Raw genomic sequence first — 23,909 nt, 5'->3', positions numbered from 1 at the left:
TGGCAGACCGGCCCGCGCGTCGACAGTGCCTCAGCGGCGTTGGCTGCGCGGCGCTGTCAGCAAACGGTCCACGGCGATCGGCGCCGGCACGATGCGCTCGGCCGGCTGCGATTCTGCCGAATCGCTCAGAGCCCCCGCGGCGGGCGGGGTCCATTGGCCGCGCACCTGCTGGCGCAACTCGAACAGCTCGGCCGCGGTGAGGCGCCGGCCGGCGGCGGCCTCTTCACGCTGCACCTCCTCACGCTGCGCGGCGCGGTGGGCCGCCACGGCATCCCGCACCTCGCTGCGGCGCACTTCGCCCACCCTGAGGAAATCGCCGGACACCGCCTGCGACGGGCCGCAGGCGAAAACGAGGACGAGCGGCAGCGAGGAAAAAGTAAGTCTCATTGAGCAAAAGTCATAAAGCAGCGGGAACTTTGCCACCTCTGGACGAACGTCGGATGACCAGACCGCGTGCGTCCGCAAGTTTTGTAACTTAGTGTCAAACCATAAGTAAATCCGGCGCTTCGACGGCACAACGCCTTCAGAATCAGCGCTGTTACAAATTCATCGTTGTAGAAATGACTCAAGTTCCCGCTCGCACTGACAAGATCGTGATCGTCGACGACGACGCCCGCATCCGCGACCTCCTGCGCCGCTACCTGACGCAGGAAGGATTCGAAGTGATCGTGGCCGAGGACGGCAAGGCGCTCAACCGCATCCTGTTGCGCGACACGGTCGACCTGATCGTGCTCGACCTGATGATGCCCGGCGAAGACGGCCTCTCGGTCTGTCGCCGCCTGCGTGCCGCCAACGACCGTACACCGATCATCATGCTCACCGCCAAGGGCGAGGACGTCGACCGCATCGTCGGCCTCGAAGTCGGCGCCGACGACTACCTGGGCAAGCCCTTCAACCCGCGCGAACTGCTGGCCCGTGTGCATGCAGTGCTGCGCCGCCGTCCGCCGCTCGAAGCGCCGGGTGCGCCCTCCACGGAGAACGAGACCGTCACCTTCGGTCCGTTCGCCTTCGATCTCGGCTCGCGCACCCTGAAGAAGGATGGCGAAGAGCTCTCGCTGACCACCGGCGAGTTCGCGATGCTGAAGGCGCTGGTGCGCCATCCGCGTCAACCGCTGTCGCGCGAAAAGCTGGCCCAGCTGGCGCGCGGGCGCGAGTTCGAGCCCTTTGACCGCAGCCTGGACGTGCAGATCTCGCGCCTGCGCAAGCTGGTCGAGTCCGACGCCGCGGCGCCGCGCTACATCCAGACCGTCTGGGGCGTGGGCTACGTGTTCGTGCCGGACGGCACGGCCTGACGCGCCGCTGAGAGGTGGCCATCGGCCAATCCGCCAGACCGGGCCACTCGCAGGAGGACGGCGCACAGGTCACCATGCCGAGCCCGCTGGAGGCCAGCGCGGCGCGCGACCGTCGACCCGGCCTCAAGCTGGGCTTCAGCCTTTTCTGGCGCACCTTCTTCCTGCTGGCGCTGCTGCTGATCGGCTGCACGGTCGCCTGGCTGCAGACCTTCCGCTCGCTCGAATACGAGCCGCGCGCCATTCAAACCGCGCACCAGATCGCCTCGCTCGTGAACCTCACGCGCGCGGCGCTGGTGTATTCGGACGCCATCACGCGGGTGTCGCTGATCAAGACACTGGCCGACCAGGAGGGCGTGCGCATCCTGCCGCGCGAACCCAACGACCGCTTTCAGCCCTACACCAGCGGCGCGCTCGACCTGCGCGTCACCGAGGAGCTGATCGACCAGCTCGGCGAAGGCACCACGGTGGCCAGCCGCGTCAACGACGAGGCAGGCCTGTGGATCGGCTTCACCATCGAGAGCGACACCTACTGGCTGCTGCTCGACCCCACGCGCTTCAGCCGCGTGGGCGGGCGCACCTGGCTGGTGTGGCTCAGCACGGCCATGGCGCTGTCGCTGGCCGGCGCGGCGCTGATCACGCGGCTCATCAACCTGCCGCTCAAGCAGTTGTCGCGCGCGACCATGCAGGTGCGCGAAGGCGAATACGAGGCGCACCGGCTCGACGAGCGCGCCCGCACCAACGAGATTCGCGCGGTCAACATCGGCTTCAACCGCATGGCCGACCAGCTTGCCAAGATCGAGCAGGACCGCGCCATCATGCTGGCCGGCATCTCGCACGACCTGCGCACGCCGCTGGCGCGCCTGCGGCTGGAAACCGAGATGAGCGTGGCCGACGAAGATGCGCGCGACCACATGGCGGCCGATATCGCCCAGCTCGACGCCATCATCGACAAGTTTCTCGACTACGCGCGGCCCGACCATGTCGATCCGCGCCCGGTGCTGCTGCGCGACGTGGTCGACGCCTGCACCTACGCCGTGCAGGACTACGAGGAGATGAACATCAAGGTCGAGGTCCCGCCCGACCTGCGGGTGATGGGCGACGAGGTCGAGCTCACGCGCGTCATTTCGAACCTGGTCGAGAACGCGCGGCGCTATGGCAAGACGCCCTCTACCGGCGTGGCCGACGTCACGATCCAGGCGCAGGCCAACAACGACGCGGTGCTGATCAAGGTGCGCGACCACGGCGCGGGCGTGGAGCCCGCCCTGCTCTCGCAGCTGACCAAGCCCTTCTTCCGCGGCGATGCGGCGCGCACCTCGGCGGCCGGTGCGGGCCTGGGCCTGTCGATCGTGGCGAAGAACATCGAGCGCATGGGTGGCACCTTCGCGCTCACCAGCACGCCGGGCCGCGGCCTGGCGGCGCACATCCGGATGCCGCGCGCCATGCCGGCGCCCAAGCCGGGCGAGCCGCAGGGCGGCAAGAAGCCGGCCGGCCCCGGGATGATCGGTTGATCTCCTGATCGGCTGAGCCGCTGAGCCCGCCTCAGCGGTGCAGCAGGACCGCCGCGCGCGCCTCCATCGCGCGGCCCTCGCCCACCGGCCCGAGCTTCTCGGCCGTCTTGGCCTTCACATTCACCTGCGCCAGCGCCACGCCCAGCGTGTCGGCGATGCGCTGGCACATGAGCGGAATGTGCGGCGCCAGCTTGGGCGCCTGCGCGATCACGGTGCTGTCGACATTGCCGATTTCCCAGCCCGCAGCGCGCACCCGGCGCGCCGCCTCGGCCAGCAGCACCGACGAATCGGCGCCGCGAAACTGCGGGTCGGTGTCGGGAAAATGCCGGCCGATGTCGCCCAGCCCGGCCCCGCCCAGCAGCGCGTCGGTGATGGCGTGCAGCAGCACGTCGGCGTCCGAATGCCCCAGCAGGCCGGTGGTGTGCGGCACCTCGATGCCGCCCAGAATGAGCTTGCGCCCGGCCACCAGTTGGTGAACGTCCCAGCCCTCGCCCACGCGGATGTTGAACGGCGACGTCATGCCATGTCCTTCTTGCGGGCGAGCAGCAACGCCTCGGCCAGTGCAAAGTCTTCGGGGAACGTGACCTTGAAGTTCTGCGCGCTGCCCGGCACCAGCAGCGGCGACAGCCCGACGGCCTCGATGGCGCCGGCCTCGTCGGTCACGGCGTCGCCCGTGCGCTCCAGCGCGTCGAGCAGCATGCCGATGCGGAACATCTGCGGGGTCTGGGCCAGCCATTTGTCGGCGCGCGACAGGGTCTGCGACACGCGGCCTTCCGTCGTCGACGCCTTCAGCGTGTCGGCCAGCCGGTGCGCCAGCAGACCGCCCACGGCGTCGTGCTCGCAGGCCGCGACCAGCGCCTCGATCTGGCTTGACGTGACCAGGCAGCGCGCCGCGTCGTGCACCAGCACCCAGTCGTGGGCCCCGGCACCCTTCTGGCGCAGCGCCGCCAGGCCGTTGCGCACGGTGGCCGCGCGGGTCACGCCACCCACGCGCAGCAGGTGCTCGTTGTCCGCAGGAAAGCGCGGCAGCGCTGCATCCACCTCGCGGTCGTCCGGCGACACCACCAGCGCCAGCCCGGCGAACCGCCCTGCCAGCGCACGAAAGGCCTCCAGCGTGTGGGCCACCATCGGCGCGCCGGCCAGCCGCCGGTATTGCTTGGGCACGGTGGACTGCGCATGGCCCGCGCGGTGGCCGGAGCCGGCGCACGGGATCAGCACGAAAAGTCGGGAAGAAGACATGAGGGCCCGGCGTCGGCAATGGCCGACAAGCGAATGGAGGGCAGCCATTCTAGAATTGAGCGCTCCACACACCCCTCGCCAGCCGGCGCGGGGTGTTGTGCATTTTTTAAGCGTTCCATGGACCTCCCCCACCTCCCGGCGGGCAAGCGTTTCACGCTGCCGCGCCCCCCGTTGTCGGCCGATGCCCTGCTGCTGGCCCAGCTGGCCATGCGCGAGAAGGCCGCGGGCCGCGCCACGGCGATGTTCACCGCCGACGCCAACGACGCGCAGCGGCTCATCGACGAGATCGCCTTCTTCGCGCCCGACCTGCGCTGCGCCCTGTTCCCCGACTGGGAAACGCTGCCCTACGACAGCTTTTCGCCGCACCAGGACCTGATCAGCGAGCGGCTGGCCACCCTGTGGCGCATCAGCCAGAAAGAGGCCGACGTGGTGCTGGTGCCCGCCACCACCGCGCTCTACCGGCTGGCGCCCCCGTCTTTCCTGGCCGGCTACACCTTCCACTTCAAGGCCAAGCAGAAGCTGGAAGAGTCCAGGCTCAAGGCCCAGCTCACGCTGGCCGGCTACAGCCACGTGACGCAGGTGGTGAGCCCGGGTGAGTATGCGGTGCGCGGCGGGCTGATCGACCTGTTCCCCATGGGCTCGCTGGTGCCGTTCCGCGTCGACCTGTTCGACGACGAGATCGACTCGATCCGCACCTTCGATCCCGACACCCAGCGCAGCCTGTACCCCGTGCCCGAGGTGCGCCTGCTGCCGGGCCGCGAGTTCCCGATGGACGACGACGCACGCGGGCGCTTTCGCAGCCGCTGGCGCGAATTGCTCGAAGGCGACCCGACCAAGAGCCGCATCTACAAGGACATGGGCAACGGCGTGGCCACCGCCGGCATCGAGTACTACCTGCCGCTGTTCTTCGACGAGACGGCCACGGTGTTCGACTACCTGGGCCCCGACGCCACCGTGGTGCTGCACGGCGACCTCGAACCCGCGTTCCAGCATTTCTGGCAGGACACCAACGAGCGCTACCGCCTGGTGCAGGGCGACCCCGAGCGCCCGGCGCTGCCGCCCGAGGCGTTGTTCCTGAACGCAGAGCAGTTCTACCAGCGCGTCAAGCCATACGCGCAACTGGCCATCCGCGGGCTTGCAGGCGGCGACGCGCCCACCGAAACACCGTACGCCGAGTTCGACAGCCTGCCGCCCTTCGCCGTGGTGCGCGGCGCCGAAGACCCGCTGGTCGGCCTGAAGGCCCACATCAAGGCCACTCCGCACCGCGTGCTGCTGATCGCCGAGAGCGACGGCCGCCGCGAAAGCCTGCTCGACTTCCTGCGCGCCAGCGGCGTGAGCCCGCCGGCCTTCGATTCGCTGGCCGAGTTCCAGGCCTCGCCCGACGAAAAGATCGGCATCGCCACCGCCGCGCTGGCCTCGGGCTTCGCCTGGCGCGAACAGGGCATCGACCTCGTCACCGAGACCGAGCTGTTCGCCACCGCGCCCACCACGCGCAGGCGCAACAAGCGGCAAGAACAAGTCAGCGACGTCGAGGCGCTGATCAAGGACCTGTCCGAGCTCAACGTCGGCGACCCGGTGGTCCACAGCGCCCACGGCATCGGCCGCTACCGCGGCCTGATCCACATGGACCTGGGCCAGGGCGTGGACGCCGAGGGCAAGCCGCTGCTGCAGGAAATGCTGCACCTGGAGTATGCCGACAAGGCCACGCTCTACGTGCCCGTGAGCCAGTTGCATCAGATCAGCCGCTACACCGGCGTCAGCGCCGACGAGGCCCCGCTGCACCGGCTGGGCTCCGGCCAATGGGAAAAAGCCAAGCGCAAGGCCGCCGAACAGGTGCGCGACTCCGCCGCCGAGCTGCTCAACATCTACGCCCGCCGCGCCGCGCGAGAGGGCCATGCCTTCCGCTACTCGCCGGCCGACTACGAGGTGTTCAGCAACGACTTCGGCTTCCAGGAAACGGCCGACCAGAAGGCCGCGATCCATGCCGTGGTGCAGGACATGATCTCGCCGCAGCCGATGGACCGCCTGGTGTGCGGCGACGTGGGCTTCGGCAAGACCGAGGTGGCGCTGCGCGCCGCGTTCATCGCGGTCACCGGCGGCAAGCAGGTCGCGTTTCTCGCGCCGACCACGCTGCTGGCCGAGCAGCACTACCAGACGCTGGTCGACCGCTTCGCCAAGTGGCCGGTGCGGGTGGCCGAAATGAGCCGCTTCCGCTCGGCCAAGGAAATTTCCGCGGCGGCCAAGGGTCTGGCCGAGGGCACGGTCGACATCGTGATCGGCACGCACAAGCTGCTGTCGCCGTCGATCAAGTTCAAGAACCTGGGCCTGCTCATCATCGACGAGGAGCACCGCTTCGGCGTGCGCCACAAGGAGGCGATGAAGGCGATGCGCGCCGAGGTCGACGTGCTCACACTCACCGCCACGCCCATTCCGCGCACGCTGGGCATGGCACTCGAGGGCCTGCGCGACCTGAGCGTGATCGCCACCGCGCCGCAGCGGCGCCTGGCCATCAAGACCTTCGTGCGCAACGAAGGCACGGGCGTGATCCGCGAGGCGGTGCTGCGCGAGTTGAAGCGCGGCGGGCAGGTGTACTTCCTGCACAACGAGGTCGAGACCATCGAGAACCGCCGCCAGAAGCTCGAAGAGATATTGCCCGAGGCCCGCATCGCCGTGGCCCACGGCCAGATGCCCGAGCGCGAGCTGGAGCGCGTGATGCGCGACTTCGTGGCGCAGCGCTACAACCTGCTGCTGTGCTCGACCATCATCGAGACCGGCATCGACGTGCCCACCGCCAACACCATCGTGATGAGCCGCGCCGACAAGTTCGGCCTGGCGCAGTTGCACCAGCTGCGCGGGCGCGTCGGGCGCTCCCACCACCAGGCCTATGCCTACCTGATGGTTCCCGACACCGAAGGCCTGACCAAGCATGCGGCGCAGCGGCTGGACGCCATCCAGCAGATGGAAGAACTGGGCTCCGGCTTCTACCTGGCCATGCACGACCTGGAAATTCGCGGCACCGGCGAGGTGCTGGGCGAAAACCAGAGCGGCAACATGATGGAGATCGGCTTCCAGCTCTACAACGAAATGTTGAGCGAGGCGGTGCGCGCGCTCAAGGCCGGGCAGGAGCCCGACCTGCTGTCGCCGCTGTCGGTCACCACCGAAATCAACCTGCACGCCCCCGCCCTGCTGCCCGACGACTACTGCGGCGACGTGCACCTGCGGCTGTCGTTCTACAAGAAGCTGGCCACCGCGAAGACGCCCGACCAGATCGACACGCTGCTCGAAGAAATCGTCGACCGCTTCGGCAAGCTGCCGCCGCAGGCACAGACGCTGATCGACACGCACCGGCTGCGCGTGCTGGCACGGCCTTACGGCGTGATCAAGGTCGATGCCGCGCCGGGCATCATCAACATCACGTTCAAGAAAGACCCGCCGGTCGACTCGATGGCCATCATCCAGCTGATCCAGAAGAACAAGCACATCAAGCTGGCCGGCAACGAGAAGCTGCGCATCGAGCGCGAACTCAAGGAGCCGAAGGAGCGCGCGCAGATGGTGCGCGATGTGCTGCGCAGCCTCGGACAACCCATCGTCAAGGAAAGCCCTGCAGCCGTTGTATAAGTGCGCTGCACTTATATAATTGCGCGTGTAATTTTCCTCAAGGAGGATGTTCATGTCTCAAGTCACCATCTATCTCGAAGACGACACGCTGGATGCGGCCAAAAGCGCCGCAGCCCGCGCCGGCTTGTCGTTGAGCCGCTGGTTTGCACAATTCGCCGAGGCTGAAAAGCGCCAGCTCGGCACAGATCGCTCTGCCTTCTGGGCCGAAATCGACCGGCTGCGAGCCAAGGGCGGCGACGATGGGCTGGACTTTTTACTGGGCCCCGACCGCCATAGCGATCTGGGCGTTGATGCGCCACGCGAATCGCTCTGATGTTTTTGCTGGACACCAATCCGCTGATCTACGCGTTCAAGGGGCAAGGACGCTATCGGGAACGCATCGATGCCACTGATCCGGCGCTGCTGTATTTCAGCAGCGTCAGCCTGTTCGAAATCGAATTCGGCTTGGCACGCTCCAGCAACCCGGGGCCGATGCGCCTCTTCATCGAAGATGCGCGCCGACGTCATGTCTGCCTGCCGCTGGATCACGCGAGCGCAATCCGCGCCGGGCAACTGCGCCAGGCGCTTTCTGAAACAGGGACGCCAATAGGCCCCTACGATCTGCTGGTCGCCGGCACGGCGTTGGCGCACAACCTGATCGTCGTTACTCGCAACACCCGGGAATTCACGCGAGTGCCCGGCCTGCGCGTCGAAAACTGGTACGACTGATGACCACTCTTTTCCCCTCCGCGGAGATCGCCTCCGGCCTCGTCGTTCAGCACTTCGCGCCGCCGCTGAAGCTCGCCGATTTCAAGCTGATCGCGTTCGACATGGACTCGACGCTGATCAACATCGAGTGCATCGACGAAATTGCCGACGCTGTCGGCAAAAAGGCCGAGGTGGCCGCCATCACCGAAGCCACGATGCGCGGCGAGATCAAGGACTTCAAGGAAAGCCTGCGCCGCCGCGTGGCGTTGCTGCAGGGTGTGCCCGTTCAGGCCTTGCAGCAGGTGTACGACGAGCGGCTGAGGCTCAACCCTGGCGCCACCGAGCTGGTCGCGGCCTGCAAGAAGGCGGGCCTGAAGGTGCTGCTGGTGTCGGGCGGCTTCACCTTCTTCGCGAACCGCGTGAAGGACCGCCTGGGCATCGACTTCGCGCGTTCCAACCTGCTCGACGAGGCCGACGGCAAGCTCACAGGCCAAGTGGTCACGCAAAGCTGGGGCGACATCTGCGACGGCGCCGAAAAACGCCGCACGTTGCTGGAAGTGGCGTCGCTCATGGGCATCTCGCCGCAAGAAACCATCGCCGTCGGCGACGGTGCGAACGACCTGCCGATGATGGGCGAAGCCGGTCTGTCCGTGGCGTACCACGCAAAGCCGAAGGTGCGCGAACAGGCCATGGTGGCCATCAATGAAGGCGGACTCGACCGCCTGCTGGAGATCCTGAAATGACCAACGCCGCAGCAGACGCACCCCTCTACCGCGCCGACGCACTCAAGGACTACGCCAGCGCCCTGCTGCAAAAAGCCGGCCTTGCCGCATCGATGTCCGACAGCGTCGCCCGCACCCTCGTCGAAGGAGACCTGCTGGGCCACGACACGCACGGCCTCGCGCTGCTTGCAGGCTATGTGAAAGAGATCGAGTCGGGCGGCATGACACGCGACGGCACACCCGAGGTGCTGTCCGACCGCCCCGCCGCCGTGCTGTGGGACGGCAAGCGCCTGCCCGGCCCGTGGCTCATGGACCAGGCCATGGACTTGCTGGTGCCGCGTGCGCGCGAACTGGGCACCGCATCGCTCGTCATCCGCCGCAGCCACCACATCGCCTGCCTCGCGGTCTACATGCTGCGCGCGCTGCAGGAAGACATGCTCATGCTGCTGGCCTGCTCCGACCCCAACGCGGCCAGCGTCGCCCCCTTCGGCGGCACGCAGGCCGTGTTCACACCCAACCCGCTGGCCATGGGCTTTCCGCTGTCGCAGGGCGGCGTGATGGTCGACATTTCGGCCTCCATCACCACCAACGGCATGAGCAACCGCAAGCGCGCGGCCGGCGAGACCTTCGCCGAGGAATGGCTGATCGACGCCGCCGGCAAGCCGTCGAACAACCCGCAGGTGCTGTTCGACCAGCCGCCCGGCACGCTGCTGCCCGTGGGCGGCCTGAGCCACGGCCACAAGGGCTACGGCATGGCGCTGCTGGTCGAGACGCTCACGGCCGGCCTCGCGGGCCACGGCCGCGCCGATCCGCCCGAAGGCTGGGGTGCGACCGTGCACATCACGCTGCACGACCTGAACGCCTTCGGCGGCAAAGATGCCTTTCTGCGCCAGATGGACCACGTGGCCGCGCAATGCCGGGGCAACACGCCCATCGACCCGGACAAGCCTGTGCGGCTGCCGGGCGAAGGCGGGTTGAAGCGTCGGGAAGCGCAGGCTGCGAGCGGGGTGCGGCTGCACCCGTCGATTGCGCGCTCGCTGCAGGATGCGGAGCGGCGCCACGGGCTTGCGCTGGCCCGTGCCTTGCTGAACTGAACTGGGAGCTGAAGGCTCAGTCTTCGTCGGACGGGTCTTCTTGCGGCTTGTCGCCGGCGGGGCGCGGTGCGCGCTTGCCCGGCTTGGCCACGACCTCGACATAGAACTGCGTGCCGGCCTCCTTGACCACACCGTCGATCAGGCCGGTGATGGCGGAAAGATGAACGACTTCGGCGGATTCTTCTGCCGCGCCGAACTTGCAATCGAAGTCCCAGAAGTCCGAGCCTTCGGGCAGAACGCGCCGGCGTTCGCGCTTGATGTACTTGCGGATCTCGTGCTTGATGGCTTCGAGGTGACGGTCGGGGTGCTTGCCCTCGACCTGAAGCTGAAAGGTTTTTCTCATGGGTGATGGTAACCAATGGCCCCCGGCTGTCCTGTGTACAGTCGGCGGCTCTATTGAAAGCAGGTGAAAAATATGGCGCGCGCGAACGACTGGGCAAGCAAGGTGATGGCATTGGTCAACGGAGGCAACGCATCCGCGGCCATCGCGCAGATCAAGGTCGCGCCCTCGGTCAAGGACCTGAAGGCGCTGCAGACCATCATGACGCTGTCAAAGATGAAAGGCCGCTACCCGAACGTGGATGCGGCCGTGGCGGACAACCTGAACCTGCTGGCAGCGCCCCGGCTGCACCGGTCCCCTTGACTGACAGCGTCTTTTAAAGCGCCTCGCCGAGGCGCTTGACGCCTTCCTCGATCCTGGCCACGTCGGCCGTGGCAAAGCTCAGGCGCAGGGTGGCCACATCGGGGTTCTCGGCGAAGAACGGCGCGCCGGGCACGAAGGCCACCAGCTTCTCGATCGCCCGCTTGGCCAGCACGTTGGCATCGGCCAGCTTGCCGTTGGCGCCCGTCAGGCGCGCCCAGAAGAACAAACCGCCGTGGGGCTGCGTGAAGCTCACCGCATCGCCCAGCTCGCGCTTCAGCGCGGCGCCCATGGCCTGCGCGCGCTGGCCGTACACCTCGCGCACATGCGCCAGCGTGCCGGGCATGCGCCCGCTCTTGAGGTACTGCGCGGCGGTGGCCTGCGCGAAAGTGCTGGTGTGCGCGTCGCTGAACTGCTTGCACATGGTGGCCTTGGACAGCAGCTCGGCCGGCGCGATCATCCAGCCGATGCGCAGGCCGGGGCTCAGCACCTTGCTCAGGCTGCCGCAGTGGGCGATGAGCTCGCGGCTGCCGGGCACGTCCTTGGCCAGCGCCAGGATCGACGGCGGCGGTGCTTCACCGAAGTACAGGTCGCCGTAGGGGTCGTCTTCCACCACCAGCGTCTGGTACTTCACGGCCAGCGCGAGCACCTTCTTGCGGCGCTCCAGGCTCAGCATGGCGCCGCTGGGGTTGCCGAAGGTGGGGATCAGGTAGACGAACTTGGGCTTGTGCTCGGCGATGAGCTTTTCCAGTTCGTCGGTCTTCACGCCGTTTTCGTCGATGGGCGCACTGATGAGCTGCGCGCCGTACAGGCGAAAGCACTGGATGGTGGCCAGGAAGGTCGGGCCTTCGACGATGACCTTGTCGCCGGGCGAGATCATGGTCTTGCCCAGCAGGTCGAGCGCCTGCTGGCTGCCGGTGGTGACGATCAGGCCGCTGGGGTCCACGTCCACGCCCTTGGTCTTCATGAAGGCACTGAGCTGCGTGCGCAGCGGCTCGTAGCCTTCGGTGGCGCCGTATTGCAGCGCGCCGCCGGGTTCCTCGGTGAGCGCCTTCTGGCTCGCCTCTTTCAGCCCCTCGACGTCGAACATGGCGCTGTCCGGAAAACCGCCCGCGAAACTGATGATGCCGGGCGTGCCCAGCAGCTTGAAGAGTTCGCGGATGGCGGAGGTTTCGACGTTGTCGAGGCGGGAGGCGAATTGCATGGTCAGTCTCACTTTCTGGGCGACATTGTCGCGAAAGCAGCGGTCAACAAAGCTGCGTAAGGCCATGTGCTTTCAACGATATATTGCGTTACAGCCGACCCCCGCCCCATGAAAAAAGACAACATCCCCCTCTTCTTCGCCACCCTGCAGGCGGCCAACCCCGAGCCCCGGACCGAACTCGAATACACCACGCCCTTCGAACTGCTGGCCGCCGTGCTGCTCTCCGCGCAGGCCACCGACGTGGGCGTGAACAAGGCCACCGCCAGGCTGTTTCCGGTGGCGAACACGCCGCAGGCCATCCACGACCTGGGCGTGGAAGGGCTCGAGGACTACATCAAGACCATCGGCCTGTACCGCAGCAAGGCCAAACACCTGATCGAGACCTGCCGCATGCTGGTGGAGCTGCACGGCGGCGAGGTACCGCGCACGCGCGCCGAGCTGGAGGCCCTGCCCGGCGTGGGCCGCAAGACCGCCAACGTGGTGCTGAACGTGGCCTTCGGCGAAGCGACCATCGCGGTCGACACGCACATCTTCCGCATGGGCAACCGCACCGGCCTGGCGCCGGGCAAGACGCCGCTGGAGGTGGAGCTCAAGCTGGAGAAGCGCGTGCCACCCGAATACCGCCTGCACGCCCACCACTGGCTGATATTGCACGGGCGCTACGTGTGCGTGGCGCGCAAGCCGCGCTGCTGGGAGTGCGCGGTGCACACCTTCTGCGCCTACAAGCCCAAGACGCCCGCGCCCAAGACGACATGACCGCATGACCATCCAGCAAAGAATGACGACACAGACAAAGCGAATCTCGACGCTGCTCGCGGCTGCCACGCTGGCCGCCCTGCTCCCGGCAGCGGCCTGGGCACAGCCAACAGCCGGCCTCCAGCCCGACGCCATGGCGCTCTACGGCGGGCGCTGGTCCACCGCCTGCGCCGATGCCGCCGCGCCCACGCTGCAGGTGCGCCAGGACATGCTGATCGCCGAAAGCGGCAAGCGCCGCGTGGTCGGCCGTGCGCCGCAAACGGCCTACAGCTTCTTCGGCAACCGCACGCCGCCGGCCGGCTTCGACGTGGCGCTGATCGGCGAGGCCCCCAAGGCGGGCGCCATGACCTTCCTCGTCTACCGCGACGCGCGCGGCCAGTCGATCACGCTGGACGCCGACAAGCCCGTCGCCGGCCAGCTCGGGCCCGAGATGATGAAGCTGCGCTACTGGCGCTGCGACGGCGCCGTCCGCGCGGCGCCTCCGCCCGCCGAGGCACCGGTCGCCAAGGCGCCACCGCCGCCCACCGGCAGCCCCGCCGCGCTGGCCCAGGGCCCCGCCATGCAGAAGGCCTGGCGCGCAGCGCTCGGCGCGCGCGAGAACGACCGCTGGCTGGTGCGCCGCGAAGGCCCCGCGCCCGAGCCGCAATGGGTCACGGTCGAGGGCACGCGCTACCTGCTGCACGCCTTCTGCAAACCGCACGACTGCTACGACAACAACGCCATCGCCCTGTACGACCAGGGCTCGGGCCGCATCTACGGGCTGGTGCAGCGCGACGGGCGCAACCGCCTGGTCGGCACGCCGCCGGTGGCGCTGGCACCGCAACTGGAAAAGCTCTGGCGCGCGCAGTGGCGCCAGAAAAACTGAGCCGAACCGGATGAAGGCTCAGCGCAGCTTGAACATGCTGACCGCATCGACCAGCCCCGCCGCCTGATCGTTCATCGACTGCGCGGCGGCCGAGGCCTCCTCCACCAGCGCCGCGTTCTGCTGCGTGGTGCGGTCCATCTGCTTGATGGCGTCGTTGACCTGCTCGATGCCCGTGCTCTGTTCCTGGCTGGCCGAGGTGATCTCGGCCATGATGTCCGTCACCCGCCGCACGCTGCCCATGATTTCTTCCATGGTCTTGCCGGCCTCGTTGACCAGCGCGCTGCCCGCGTGCACCTCGTTCACCGAGTCGCCGATCAGCGTCTTGATTTCCTTGGCCGCCGCCGCCGAGCGCTGGGCCAGGTTGCGCACCTCCGAGGCCACCACGGCAAAACCCCGCCCCTGCTCGCCGGCACGGGCAGCCTCCACCGCCGCGTTCAACGCCAGGATGTTGGTCTGGAACGAAATGCCGTCGATCACGCCGATGATCTCCACCACCTTGCGGGACGACGCATTGATGGACGCCATCTTCTCCACCACCTGGTCGACCACCGCGCCGCCGCGCGACGCCACCTGGGAGGCCGAGTCGGCCAGCTGGTTGGCCAGGCGCGCGTTGTCCGCGTTCTGCTTCACGGTGGACGTGAGCTCCTGCATGGACGCGGCCGTCTGCTCCAGCGAGCTGGCCTGCTCCTCGGTGCGCGACGACAGGTCGCGGTTGCCCGTGGCGATCTGACCCGATGCGGTGGCGATGGAATCGGTGCCCGCGCGCACCTGCCCGACCACCTTGGCCAGCTCGTCGTTCATCGAGCGCAGCGCGTTCATCAGCAGGCCGGACTCCGACCTGTCGACCACCTCGATGCGCGCCGTCAGGTCGCCGGCGGCCACCTGCTGCGCGACCGTCACCGCCTGCCCGAGCGGCACGGTGATGGAGCGCGTCATGCGAAACGCCAGCAGCAGCCCGCCCACCAGCGACGCACCGCTGATCGACAAGATGACCCACTTGGCCCGCTGGTAAGCGGCCTGGGCGGAGGCCGCGCTGTCGTCGGCGCTTTTCTTCAGCAGTTGCTGGAAGGTGGAGACATGCGCCAGCACCTGGTTGAGCAACGGCATGCAGTCCTGCGTCAGCACCTTCACGGCCGCCTCGGTCTGGTTCGAGGTCGCCAGCGTCAGCACCTTGGTGGCAATGGGCAGGTACTGCGCCTCCAGCGCGCGCAGCTTCTCCAGCATCTGGCGCTCCTCGGCAGTGGTCGAGCCCGCGTCGGCCATGACCGTCGCCAGGTTCTGCAGGCCGTTGTCGATCTCGCGCTGGGAACGCGACACCAGGTCGACATCGCCCTTCTGCAAGGCCGGGTCCGTCACCAGGGCCAGGTTGCGCGCCGCAATGGCACGTTTGCCGATGGCCGACTGCACGTTGTTCAGCTGGTCCAGCTTGCGCGCCCCCACCTCGGTCGCGAACGCGATGCGCTCCGACAGGTTCGCCATCTCGTGCAGGCCGATGCCCGCGATGACGAGTTGCAACAAAAGCAACAGCGCAAAACCCAGTCCGAGGCGGGCGCCGATTTTGAGATTCGAGAGATCGAACATGTGCAGGCTCCAAGGTGGTTCATCACGTCATCGGCCCCCTTTTCACGTCGCACCCCACCCTTGATGGGCGGGGTGGGCAAACCCTCAAACATGGGATACATATGGCCCGCGGGATGAATGAGAATCCGGGGCAGATGCAACCAGCACGCTCCCCCGGAACACCCGCACTGCGCACCCGAAGCCGCCGCCTGCTGGCCCGTCGGGGCCTGCTCGCCCGGCTGTCCGCACAGGACCATCGCCGATGCATCGTGCTGCAGGCGCCCGCGGGCTTCGGCAAGAGTTCGTTGTTGCTCACCTGGCAGCGCGAACTTGTCGTCGCGGGCACCGACATCGCCTGGGTGAAGCTGGCCAGCCTCGCGGAGGGCGACCTGCATTTCATGACGGCGCTCATGGCCGCCCTGGCCGCCGTCGACCCCGCCATTCCCCGGCATGCCGTGGCACACGCCCGCCCCGACGCCGACGCGATCGAGCGGCTGGTCATCGCGCTGGTGCGCGGCATTGCCGCCCATGGCCGCAAGCTCGTGCTGATCGTGGACGACGTGCACAGCGCGCACAGCGAGAACGTGCTGAACGCCTTGCAACTGCTCGTCGCGTACGCACCATCGAACCTGCTCTGTGTCTTTGCCAGCCGAGACAGCCTGCCGACAACGCTGGCGCTGGCCCCGGGGTCGAACAGCGTGCTGGAACTGCGCAGCGACGACCTGCGCTTCAGCCTGCCGGAATCGCTCGACTACCTGCGGATGCGCCTGCCCGACATCGACGAGCGCACCGCCTCGGCCCTCCATCGCCTGGCCCAGGGCTGGCCGGCCCTGCTGCGGCTGGCAAGCGCCGTGTTGCGCCGCCGCCGCGGCACGCAGCCGCTGTTGCCTCCGCCCGAGGGCATGGCCGAGCTGGCGCCGTTCGCCGCGTATTTCGCCGCGCACGTCTTCCCGCGGCTCTCCGCGACGCAGCTGCGCCTGCTGACCCTCTGCGCCGCCCCCACCCGCTTCAGCGCATCGCTGTGCGCCGAGCTGGCCGGCGCCGGGTACGGTGCGTCGCTGTGCGCGGAGTTGCTTGCCCCGCTGGCGCGCGACGGCCTCTTGTCGGTCGTGCCGCAAAGCCCGGCCGGCGAGCGCTGGTGGCAGCTGCACCCGCTGCTGCGCCGCGTGCTGCTGGCGCGCCTCGGGTCGTGGCCCGAGGCCGAGCGCCTGAGGCTGCATGCGAAGGCCTGGCCGCCGCTCGCGGTGCGGGGCATGCATTACCAGGCCGTGCGGCACGCGCTGGCCGCCAACGACACGCAAACGGCCACCCGGCTGGCCGAGCGCGGCGCGGCGGCGCTGTTCGTGCAGGGCCAGGTGGTCGAAGCCATCGCACTGGTGCGCCAGCTCCCCACCGAAACGATGGGCGACAACGCCAACCTGCGTCTTTGGAAGGCCTGGGTCGCGCTGGCCGACTACCGGCTGAACGACTGCGCGCGCAGCATCGCCCAACTGCGCGTGGAACTCGGCGGCCTTGCGCCCGCCATGCGCTACAGCCTCACCCTGCTCGACTGCCTGCTCGCGATTCGGCACGACGACAGCGACGCGCTCTCGCGCCTGCTGCCCGAGCTGCTGGCACCGCCGGCGGCCGCCGACGAATTCTCACGGGCCGGCCGGCGCAACGTGCTGACCTGGCTGCACCTTCGCAACGGCGAATTCGAGCGGGCGCGGCAGATCCAGCACGACGAGCCGCTGGCCACGGTCAATGGCGAGCCCGTCGTGGAAACCCTGTTCGGCTCGCTGGTGGGCCAGTGCCTGATCGGCCTGTCCTACGCCGTCGAAGGCCAGATGCACCGCGCGGAACGCATCTACCGCAACGTGCTGCGCGAAATGCAGGAACGCGGCACGCGCTGTCCAGAGGCGGGGCGGCTGACGGCCCAGTTGCTGGCCGAGGTGCTGTACGAACAGCAAGGCCCCGCGGTGGCCGCGCGTTTCATCGAGGAACAGCCGGGCACGCAGGACGGGCTGATTCCCGACACCACGCTGCGGATGATCATCGTGTCGAGCCGCGCGCAGCAGGCCGCCGGCCGGTGGGACGAAGCCCTCGCCCACCTCGGGCAGTCCGCGGGCCTCCTGCAGCGCCTGGGGATGGACCACGCGCTGGCCTGCGTCCTGCTCGAGCAGCTTCAGATCCAGCTGGCGCGCCACGACGCCGATGCGGCACGGGTGTCCCTGCAGGACATCGAGGCGCTGCATGCCCTGCGTCCGGGCGCCGAATCGAGCGCCCTGCGGCAGGTGGCCGACGTGCTGGAGCAGGCGCGCATCCGCATGGCCATGCACGAGGGCCAGCCGCCTGCGCTGCAGCTGGCGCTGTCGAAGATCGAGGAACTCGCCCAACGCTACAGGCAGCGCGGCCAGGTCGGCCTCGTGACCGCCCTGCAGCTGCAGGCGGCAGAGGTCGAGCGCAGGCTCGGGCGCGCCGACGCTTCGGGCACGCGCGTCCGGGCGGCCCTTCGCATGGGTCACCGGCTGGGCCTGATGCAGACCCTGCTGGGCGCCCATGACAACGCATTGCAGCTGATCCAGGCCACGCGCGCGGTGCCCAGCCTCGACCCCGTGCTGGTGTTCTTCGTCGAGCGCATCGAAGCGCTGGCGCGGTCGCAGCGCGACGAACACACCGCGCCGCCGGCCGTGCGCTTTCAGGATGAGCGAGGCGTGGCCCGCCTGCTCACGCTGCGCGAGGCCGAAATTGCCGAGCTGCTGGTGCAGCCGATGCCCAACAAGAAGATCGCGCTCACGCTCGGCCTGTCGCTCGACACGGTGAAGTGGCATCTGAAAAACATCTACCTGAAGCTCGACGCTCACGGGCGCGACGCCGTGGCCGAACGCCTGCGGCTGGAACGCGAACGCAACGGCGGCAAGTAGCCGCGGCGGCGTCTGTGCGTCAGTGCGTCAGTGGCCGGGCGAATCGTCGAAAGTGAGCCAGCCGCCGAAGGCGAGTTCACCCGCGGGCCAGTCGGCGGCGGTCTCGGCGCAGCGAACGCCGCGCTGCAGCAGCATCACCGCGCGCAGCACGCCGGCATGCGTGACCCACAGCGCATCGCCCTCGCCGGACAGCCACTCGTCGTGCGCCGCGGCCACGCGCTGCATGAAGGCGCGCACGCTCTCGCCATGAACGCCGGCCGGGGCGTCGGCGAAATCGGCCGTCCATGCGTCCAGGTCTTCCCGCGGAATGGCCGACCACGGCCGCCCTTCCCAGGCGCCGAAGTTCATCTCGGCCAGGCGGGCGTCGTGCTGCACGGCCAGGTCCGGACGCAGCGCCACGATGGCATCTGCCAACTCGGCGCAGCGCCGCAGTGGCGAACTGCGCAGGCGGAGTCCGGCGGGCAGCAAGGGCGCGATGCGCTGCGCGGCCTCCAGCGTGGCCTGCGCGTGCGCCTGGAGGTTCGTCGCGCCGTAGCAGAGGCCGGATTCGGCCAACACCGGCGCATGGCGCTGGAGCCAGAGCGTTCTTCGGGGAAGGCTCATGCGTGCCACGCCAGCGCCAGGTAGATCGCCAGTTCGCAGACCTGCTGGGTCGCTCCGAGGCCGTCGCCGGTGAAGCCCTGCAGCCGGCGCACGAACAGCCGCGCCATCCAGCCCGCGGCCACCGCCGCCCCAAGCAGCGCCGCGCCCACGTGCGCCACGTCGTGCGCGTACAGCAGCAACGCCACCGCCGGCACCGCCCACACGAAGGCGATGCACAGCGCGCCCCGGCTGATCGCGTCCGCCAGCGGCTTCGCCTTGCTCGCCCCGCTGTCGCCCACGTAGGGCAGCCAGCGAATCAGGAACAGCGGCATCAGCCGCGACAGCACGTGCGCGCCGACGATGGCCGCGGCCGCCGCCTGCCACCCGCGCGCGGCCAGCGCGGCGAGCAGCGCGAACTTCAGGCCCAGCGCCAGCACCAGCGCCACCGCGCCGAAGGCGCCGATGCGCGAGTCCTTCATGATCTCCAGAGCCCGGTCGCGGTTCGCGGAGCCACCCAGGCCGTCCGCCACGTCGGCCAGCCCGTCTTCATGGAAGGCGCCGGTCAGCATCACCGTGGCCACGGTGCTCAGCACGGCGGCCGCCAGTGCGCCCGCCACGCCGGGCAAGCCCATGCCCACCCCCACGAACACCAGCGCCGCCACCGCGCCCACCAGCCAGCCGATGCCGGGCAGGTGCGCCGCGCTGGCGCGCAGCATCTGCGGGCTGAAGCCGACCCACGCCGCAAGCGGCCCGGTGACGGGCACGCGCGTGAAGAACTGCAGCGCCAGGAGAAAGTGGCGAACGCCGTTCATCGGTGTCATTCGGCCTCAAGCGTCCTTGCGCGACACGCCCGCCGCCTCGAAGCTGGCCATCTCGCGCAGGATGCGGCAGGCCGATTCGAGCAGCGGCCAGGCCAGCGCCCCGCCCGAGCCTTCGCCCAGGCGCAGGTCGAGGTGCAGCAACGGATCGAGCGCCAGCTGCGCCAGCAGCAGCGCGTGCCCCGGTTCCGCCGAGCAATGCGCCGCCACGCAGCGCTGCACCACATGGGGCTGCAGCGCCTGCGCCACCAGCACGCCCGCGCTGGCGATGAAGCCGTCGAGCACGATCACGCGGCGCTCCTCGGCCGCCTGCAGCACCGCGCCGACCAGCGTCGCGATCTCGAAACCGCCGAAGGCCGCCAGTGCGTCGAGCGGCGCCGTGGCCGACGCATGCAGGGCGAGCACCTGGCGCAGCACCTCGCGCTTGCGCTGCAGGCCGGCCGCATCCAGCCCGGTGCCGGCACCGATGCAGGCGTCCAGGTCCAGCCCGCCCAGCCGCGCCAGCAGCAGCGCCGCCGACGAGCTGTTGCCGATGCCCATTTCGCCCAGCAGCAGCGCATTGCCGGGCAACGCGCGCACCACCTCGCGCCCGTTGGCGATGGCCTGCGCGCATTGCGCCGCGCTCATGGCGGGGCCGGCCGACGCATCGGCGGTGCCTTCGGTGATTCGGCGCGACACCAGCCCGGGCCGAGCCGGGAAGTCGCGCCGCACGCCGCAGTCGACCACCGTGAGTGCCAGGCCATGCTGGCGCGCGAGCACGCTCACCGCCGCGCCGCCCGCGAGGAAGTTCTCGACCATCTGCCAGGTCACGTCGCTCGGGTAGGCCGAGACACCGCGCGCCGCCAGCCCATGGTCGCCCGCGCACACCAGCATCTGCGGGGCCTGGAGCACCGGTTGCTCGCTGCCGAGGATGGTGCCGATGCGCAGGGCCAGCGTCTCGAGCCGGCCGAGCGCACCCTGCGGCTTGGTCTTGTTGTCGAGCGCGACTTGCAGCCGTGCGGCCAATGCCGCATCGGCGAGATCGGGAATGGAAGGAATGAAGTCGGTCATGCAATCAGTCCGGCCAGCACGCCGGCGTCGAAGTGGGTGTCGATGAAATCGGCCAGGCCGTCGAAGGTGGCGTCCAGCGTGGGCACGGACGCACCGAACAGCGCCTGCAGCGCGCCCGGGTCCTCGAACAGGCCGTGAAGGTAGATGCCCAGCACGTTGCCGCGCGTGTTCTGCCACGCCAGCCCGTCGGGCATCACGGCCTGGCCGGCCTGCGCCATCTGCGGGTGCTCGGCGGTCTGGCCGTGGTGAATTTCGTAGCCGGTCACGGGCACGTCAGACAACGCGCCCCAGGCGCCGTTCAGCTCGCCGAACCGCGCGGCGCGATGGCGCACCGTTTTCTCGCGCGCGAACACCGTCACCAGAGGCAGCAGGCCGAGCCCCGGCGCGTTGCCGTCGATGCCGTGCGGATCGACCAGCGCCTCACCCAGCATCTGCAGCCCGCCGCAGATGCCCAGCACCGCGCCGCCGCGTTCGGCATGCGCGGCCACGGCGCGGTCCAGCCCCTGCGCGCGCAGCCAGGCCAGGTCACCGCTGGTGTGCTTGGAGCCGGGCAGCACGATCCAGTCGGCGCCGGCCACGTCGGCCGGCGTGCGCGCCCAGACCAGCCGCACGCCGGGCACGTTCTTCAGCGCCTGGAACTCGTCGAGGTTGCTGATGCGCGGGTACGCCACCACCGCCACCGTGCGGGTGACGGTGCCGCTGGCCCGGCTTCGGTCGTCGAACACGCCGTCTTCCTCGGGCAGGCCGTGCTGCCACCACATGGGCAGCGTGGCCACCGTGGGCACGCCGGTCAGCTCCTGCAGCTGCTGCGGCGCGGGCGCCAGCAGCGAGGCGTCGCCGCGAAACTTGTTGAGCACGAAGCCGCGCAGCAGCGCACGGTCGGCCTCCGGCAGCAGCGCCCAGGTACCGTACAGGTGGGCAAAGGCGCCGCCGCGGTCGATGTCGGTGGCCAGCAGGCAGCGCGCCTGGGCGTGGCGGGCGATGCGCATGTTGACGATGTCGCTGGCCATCAGGTTGATCTCGGCCGGCGAACCCGCGCCCTCGATGACGACCACGTCGTTCTCGGCACGCAGTTCGTCCAGCGCCTGCGCGATCTGCGGCCACACGCGTTCGCTGCGGCCACGCCAGGGCAATGCCGACAGCGCTTCGCTCACCTGCCCCATCAGCACCACCTGGCTGTGGGTGTCGCGCTCGGGCTTGAGCAGCAACGGATTCATTCGCACGTCGGGCACGGCGTTGGCGGCCAGCGCCTGGAAATACTGCGCGCTGCCGATCTCGCCGCTGCCCACCACGCGGGCGTTGTTGCTCATGTTCTGCGCCTTGAAGGGCGCCACCTTCAGGCCTCGGCGCGCATACCAACGGCACAGTGCCGTGGCCAGCCAGCTCTTGCCGGCCCCGCTGGTGGTGCCCAGGACCATGACGCACTGCGCCGGCCCGTTTTTCGCCTTTGAACTCATCGGCGGATTGTCGTTGAGCCGGATTCAGCGCCTTGGAGCACTACGAATTGCGACATTTTTCACGCCCGACGCATCGCAAATGCAGAAAGTGAATCCAAAAGTCCTCTAAATGCGTAGTTTGAACGTCACACACACAACGCACTCCCCAGAGACCCATGCCAGCCTTGAACGATTTGGCGCTTGCCGTCGAAGAACGCGAACCCGGCCAGTTTTTCTGGACGCTGCTCGAAGCCCACCACGGCGGCGACTTGTCGGAAACGCTCGACTACCGCGTCTATCGCGCCGCCACCAAGCCGCAGACCAGCTATTCCAACGCCCTGGCCATGGGCGTGTCCGAGCTGAAAAAAATAAGCGCCGCCGCAAACCCAGCCAGCAACGACTGAGCCTGCGGCGGCGCAAAGACCGCCTTGCGGCGTTCAGGCTTTCAATCTTTCAGCTACGAACCGCTCAGCGCGCCGCCACCGTCTGCGCGGGCGCGTCCCAACCGCCGCCAATGGCGCGGATCAGGCCCACGGCCGCCTGGTACTGCGCCGACTTCACCTGCAGCGCCTGGCGCCGGTTGCGCAGTTCGCTGCGGCGTGCGTCCAGCAGGTCGAGCTGGCTGATGTATCCGTTGCGGTAGCGCGTGTCCGACAGGCTGGTGGCACGCTGCGCCGAGGTCACGGCCTGCGCCTGCACCACCGACTGCTCCTGCAGGATGCGGATGGCCGACAGCTGGTCTTCGACCTCCTGGAACGCCACCAGCACCTGCGTGCGGTAGCTGGCCAGCGCGCCGTCGAGCTGCGCATTGGCGCCCTGCACGCCCGCCTCGCGGCGCCCGCCGTCGAAGATCGGCAGCGACAGCAGCGCACCCACGCCCCACGAGCGGGCCGACCACTTGAACAGGTCGCCGATTTCGGGCGAGGCATAGCCGGCGGCGCCGGTCAGCGAGATGTCCGGAAACCAGGCCGTCTGCGCCACGCCCACGCGGGCCTGCGCGGCCAGCACGGCGCTCTGCGCGGCCGACACGTCGGGCCGGCGCGTGAGCACCGTGCCCGGCACGCCCGGCGGAATGGCCGGCAGCGCCGTCGCCCATTCGTCGCTGCGCAGCCCGAAGCTGGAGGCCGAATCGCCCACCAGCACGGCCAGCGCATGCTCCACCTGGGCGCGCTGGCGGTCGAGTGCCAGCGCATCCGATTCGGTCGACGACACCTCGGTCTGCACGCGCGCCACGTCGAGCTCGGCGATGTCGCCGGCCTGCTCGCGGCGCTGCGTCAGGCGCAGCGTGTCGCGGTAGGCCTCGACCTGCTCGCGCACCAGGGCGCGCTCGGCGTCGAGCGCACGCAACTGCAGATAGGTCTGCGCCACCTCGGCCTGCACCGCCAGCCGCGTGCTCTGCAGCAGCGCCTCGCGGCCGGCCGCGTCCAGCTTGGCCGCGTTGCTGGCGCCCGAGAGGCGGCCGAACAGGTCGACCTCGTAAGAGAAGGTGGCACCGATGTTGGTGATCGTTGCCGGGCGGGTGCTGGCCGTGGCCTTGTCCAGCCCCGCGCCGCGGTTGGCACCGGCCCCCAGGCCGATCTGCGGCAGGCGGTCGGCGTTGGCGCTGCGCGCCAGCGCGCGGGCCTCGGCCAGCCGCGCGGCGGCGGCCTGGATGTTGTTGTTGTTCACGTCGGCCTTCTCGACCAGCGCATCGAGCGCCGCGTCGTTGAACGCCAGCCACCAGGCACCGCGCGCCTGCGCCTCGGCAGGCAGGGCCCGCGTGAAGCCGGCCGGCGGCGTGGCGCCCTGCTCCTTGAACTGGGCCGTGGTCGTGATCTCGGGCACGCCCGAGGGCACGGTGGCACAGCCGGCCAGCACCAGGGCGGCCATCAGCGGCAGCAGCGCCGTGCGAAATGCGTGAAGAGGCTTCACCAAAGGTTGTACTGAGAATTTCAT

General features: G+C 69.0%; 23 protein-coding genes. 12 read left to right on the top strand and 11 right to left on the bottom strand.

Annotation, left to right across the window (positions count from 1 at the left end):
• Nucleotides 1-30: 30 nt before the first annotated feature.
• Nucleotides 31-423 (bottom strand): hypothetical protein, encoded by a 393-nt coding sequence (locus tag ACSFA5_RS10850; protein ID WP_435444012.1) that lies wholly within the window; start codon nt 421-423, stop codon nt 31-33.
• A 137-nt stretch (nt 424-560) separates the two neighbouring features.
• Between ACSFA5_RS10850 and ompR the strand changes: the two genes are divergently transcribed.
• On the top strand, nt 561-1,292 hold the full coding sequence (gene ompR / locus ACSFA5_RS10845) for an osmolarity response regulator transcription factor OmpR (protein ID WP_007837017.1): 732 nt from the start codon (nt 561-563) through the stop codon (nt 1,290-1,292).
• A 74-nt stretch (nt 1,293-1,366) separates the two neighbouring features.
• The gene (locus ACSFA5_RS10840) at nt 1,367-2,800 is read left to right on the top strand and encodes a sensor histidine kinase (protein WP_435444094.1); all 1,434 of its coding nucleotides are present in this window, start codon (nt 1,367-1,369) and stop codon (nt 2,798-2,800) included.
• Between the two features lie 31 nt (nt 2,801-2,831).
• Here the strand turns inward: ACSFA5_RS10840 and ispF are convergent, their stop codons facing one another.
• Both ispF and ispD read right to left on the bottom strand, forming a co-directional pair.
• On the bottom strand, nt 2,832-3,320 hold the full coding sequence (gene ispF, locus ACSFA5_RS10835) for a 2-C-methyl-D-erythritol 2,4-cyclodiphosphate synthase (RefSeq protein ID WP_435444011.1): 489 nt from the start codon (nt 3,318-3,320) through the stop codon (nt 2,832-2,834).
• Nucleotides 3,317-4,039 carry a 2-C-methyl-D-erythritol 4-phosphate cytidylyltransferase gene (gene ispD / locus ACSFA5_RS10830; protein WP_435444010.1) on the bottom strand — a complete coding sequence of 241 codons (723 nt, stop codon included), beginning with the start codon at nt 4,037-4,039 and terminating at the stop codon, nt 3,317-3,319. The genes ispF and ispD overlap by 4 nt, the downstream gene beginning before the upstream one ends.
• Before the next feature lie 117 nt (nt 4,040-4,156).
• On the opposite strand from ispD, the gene mfd reads away from it, so the two are divergent.
• From mfd to ACSFA5_RS10805, 5 genes are read left to right on the top strand one after another with little or no spacing between them, the layout of a single operon-like run.
• Nucleotides 4,157-7,657, top strand: coding sequence for a transcription-repair coupling factor (mfd, locus tag ACSFA5_RS10825; protein ID WP_435444009.1), 3,501 nt, complete (start codon nt 4,157-4,159; stop codon nt 7,655-7,657).
• A 52-nt stretch (nt 7,658-7,709) separates the two neighbouring features.
• Nucleotides 7,710-7,970 carry a hypothetical protein gene (locus tag ACSFA5_RS10820; RefSeq protein ID WP_435444008.1) on the top strand — a complete coding sequence of 87 codons (261 nt, stop codon included), beginning with the start codon at nt 7,710-7,712 and terminating at the stop codon, nt 7,968-7,970.
• Entirely contained in the window at nt 7,970-8,365 is a 396-nt protein-coding gene (locus ACSFA5_RS10815) for a type II toxin-antitoxin system VapC family toxin (protein WP_435444007.1), read from the top strand. The genes ACSFA5_RS10820 and ACSFA5_RS10815 overlap by 1 nt, the downstream gene beginning before the upstream one ends.
• Nucleotides 8,365-9,087 carry a phosphoserine phosphatase SerB gene (gene serB / locus ACSFA5_RS10810; protein WP_435444006.1) on the top strand — a complete coding sequence of 241 codons (723 nt, stop codon included), beginning with the start codon at nt 8,365-8,367 and terminating at the stop codon, nt 9,085-9,087. The genes ACSFA5_RS10815 and serB overlap by 1 nt, the downstream gene beginning before the upstream one ends.
• Complete coding sequence (locus ACSFA5_RS10805) at nt 9,084-10,160, top strand: Ldh family oxidoreductase (protein ID WP_435444005.1); 1,077 nt, start codon at nt 9,084-9,086, stop codon at nt 10,158-10,160. The genes serB and ACSFA5_RS10805 overlap by 4 nt, the downstream gene beginning before the upstream one ends.
• A gap of 16 nt (nt 10,161-10,176) precedes the next feature.
• Here ACSFA5_RS10805 and ACSFA5_RS10800 read toward each other — a convergent pair whose 3' ends face one another.
• Nucleotides 10,177-10,503 carry a DUF6172 family protein gene (locus tag ACSFA5_RS10800; protein WP_435444004.1) on the bottom strand — a complete coding sequence of 109 codons (327 nt, stop codon included), beginning with the start codon at nt 10,501-10,503 and terminating at the stop codon, nt 10,177-10,179.
• A 72-nt stretch (nt 10,504-10,575) separates the two neighbouring features.
• Between ACSFA5_RS10800 and ACSFA5_RS10795 the strand changes: the two genes are divergently transcribed.
• The gene (locus tag ACSFA5_RS10795) at nt 10,576-10,803 is read left to right on the top strand and encodes a hypothetical protein (RefSeq protein ID WP_435444003.1); all 228 of its coding nucleotides are present in this window, start codon (nt 10,576-10,578) and stop codon (nt 10,801-10,803) included.
• A 13-nt stretch (nt 10,804-10,816) separates the two neighbouring features.
• Here the strand turns inward: ACSFA5_RS10795 and ACSFA5_RS10790 are convergent, their stop codons facing one another.
• Nucleotides 10,817-12,004, bottom strand: coding sequence for an aminotransferase-like domain-containing protein (locus ACSFA5_RS10790; protein ID WP_435444002.1), 1,188 nt, complete (start codon nt 12,002-12,004; stop codon nt 10,817-10,819).
• A 108-nt stretch (nt 12,005-12,112) separates the two neighbouring features.
• Here ACSFA5_RS10790 and nth point away from each other — a divergent pair, with 108 nt between their 5' ends.
• Nucleotides 12,113-12,760, top strand: a complete 648-nt coding sequence (gene nth, locus ACSFA5_RS10785; protein WP_435444001.1) for an endonuclease III — start codon at nt 12,113-12,115, stop codon at nt 12,758-12,760.
• 22 nt (nt 12,761-12,782) lie between these two features.
• Complete coding sequence (locus ACSFA5_RS10780) at nt 12,783-13,625, top strand: Ivy family c-type lysozyme inhibitor (RefSeq protein ID WP_435444000.1); 843 nt, start codon at nt 12,783-12,785, stop codon at nt 13,623-13,625.
• 18 nt (nt 13,626-13,643) lie between these two features.
• On the opposite strand, the gene ACSFA5_RS10775 is transcribed toward ACSFA5_RS10780, so the two are convergent.
• On the bottom strand, nt 13,644-15,206 hold the full coding sequence (locus ACSFA5_RS10775) for a methyl-accepting chemotaxis protein (protein WP_435443999.1): 1,563 nt from the start codon (nt 15,204-15,206) through the stop codon (nt 13,644-13,646).
• 134 nt (nt 15,207-15,340) lie between these two features.
• On the opposite strand from ACSFA5_RS10775, the gene ACSFA5_RS10770 reads away from it, so the two are divergent.
• Nucleotides 15,341-18,088, top strand: a complete 2,748-nt coding sequence (locus ACSFA5_RS10770; protein ID WP_435443998.1) for a LuxR C-terminal-related transcriptional regulator — start codon at nt 15,341-15,343, stop codon at nt 18,086-18,088.
• Nucleotides 18,089-18,115: 27 nt separating this feature from the next.
• Here ACSFA5_RS10770 and ACSFA5_RS10765 read toward each other — a convergent pair whose 3' ends face one another.
• From ACSFA5_RS10765 to ACSFA5_RS10750, 4 genes are read right to left on the bottom strand one after another with little or no spacing between them, the layout of a single operon-like run.
• Nucleotides 18,116-18,691: a histidine phosphatase family protein gene (locus ACSFA5_RS10765; protein WP_435443997.1), complete on the bottom strand. Its 576-nt coding sequence runs from the start codon at nt 18,689-18,691 to the stop codon at nt 18,116-18,118.
• Nucleotides 18,688-19,482 carry an adenosylcobinamide-GDP ribazoletransferase gene (locus tag ACSFA5_RS10760; RefSeq protein ID WP_435443996.1) on the bottom strand — a complete coding sequence of 265 codons (795 nt, stop codon included), beginning with the start codon at nt 19,480-19,482 and terminating at the stop codon, nt 18,688-18,690. Before ACSFA5_RS10760 ends, ACSFA5_RS10765 begins: the two co-directional genes overlap by 4 nt.
• 15 nt (nt 19,483-19,497) lie before the next feature.
• A complete protein-coding gene (gene cobT / locus ACSFA5_RS10755; RefSeq protein WP_435443995.1) occupies nt 19,498-20,538 on the bottom strand; it encodes a nicotinate-nucleotide--dimethylbenzimidazole phosphoribosyltransferase in 1,041 nt (346 codons plus the stop codon).
• The gene (locus ACSFA5_RS10750; protein ID WP_435443994.1) at nt 20,535-21,995 is read right to left on the bottom strand and encodes a cobyric acid synthase; all 1,461 of its coding nucleotides are present in this window, start codon (nt 21,993-21,995) and stop codon (nt 20,535-20,537) included. The genes cobT and ACSFA5_RS10750 overlap by 4 nt, the downstream gene beginning before the upstream one ends.
• A gap of 155 nt (nt 21,996-22,150) precedes the next feature.
• Between ACSFA5_RS10750 and ACSFA5_RS10745 the strand changes: the two genes are divergently transcribed.
• On the top strand, nt 22,151-22,378 hold the full coding sequence (locus ACSFA5_RS10745; protein ID WP_435443993.1) for a hypothetical protein: 228 nt from the start codon (nt 22,151-22,153) through the stop codon (nt 22,376-22,378).
• Between the two features lie 64 nt (nt 22,379-22,442).
• Here ACSFA5_RS10745 and ACSFA5_RS10740 read toward each other — a convergent pair whose 3' ends face one another.
• Entirely contained in the window at nt 22,443-23,909 is a 1,467-nt protein-coding gene (locus ACSFA5_RS10740) for an efflux transporter outer membrane subunit (protein ID WP_435443992.1), read from the bottom strand.

It is taken from the genome of Variovorax monticola (assembly GCF_051216855.1).
Classification (GTDB): Bacteria; Pseudomonadota; Gammaproteobacteria; order Burkholderiales; family Burkholderiaceae_C; genus Variovorax.
This window is presented reverse-complemented; position numbering and strand designations above follow the sequence as displayed.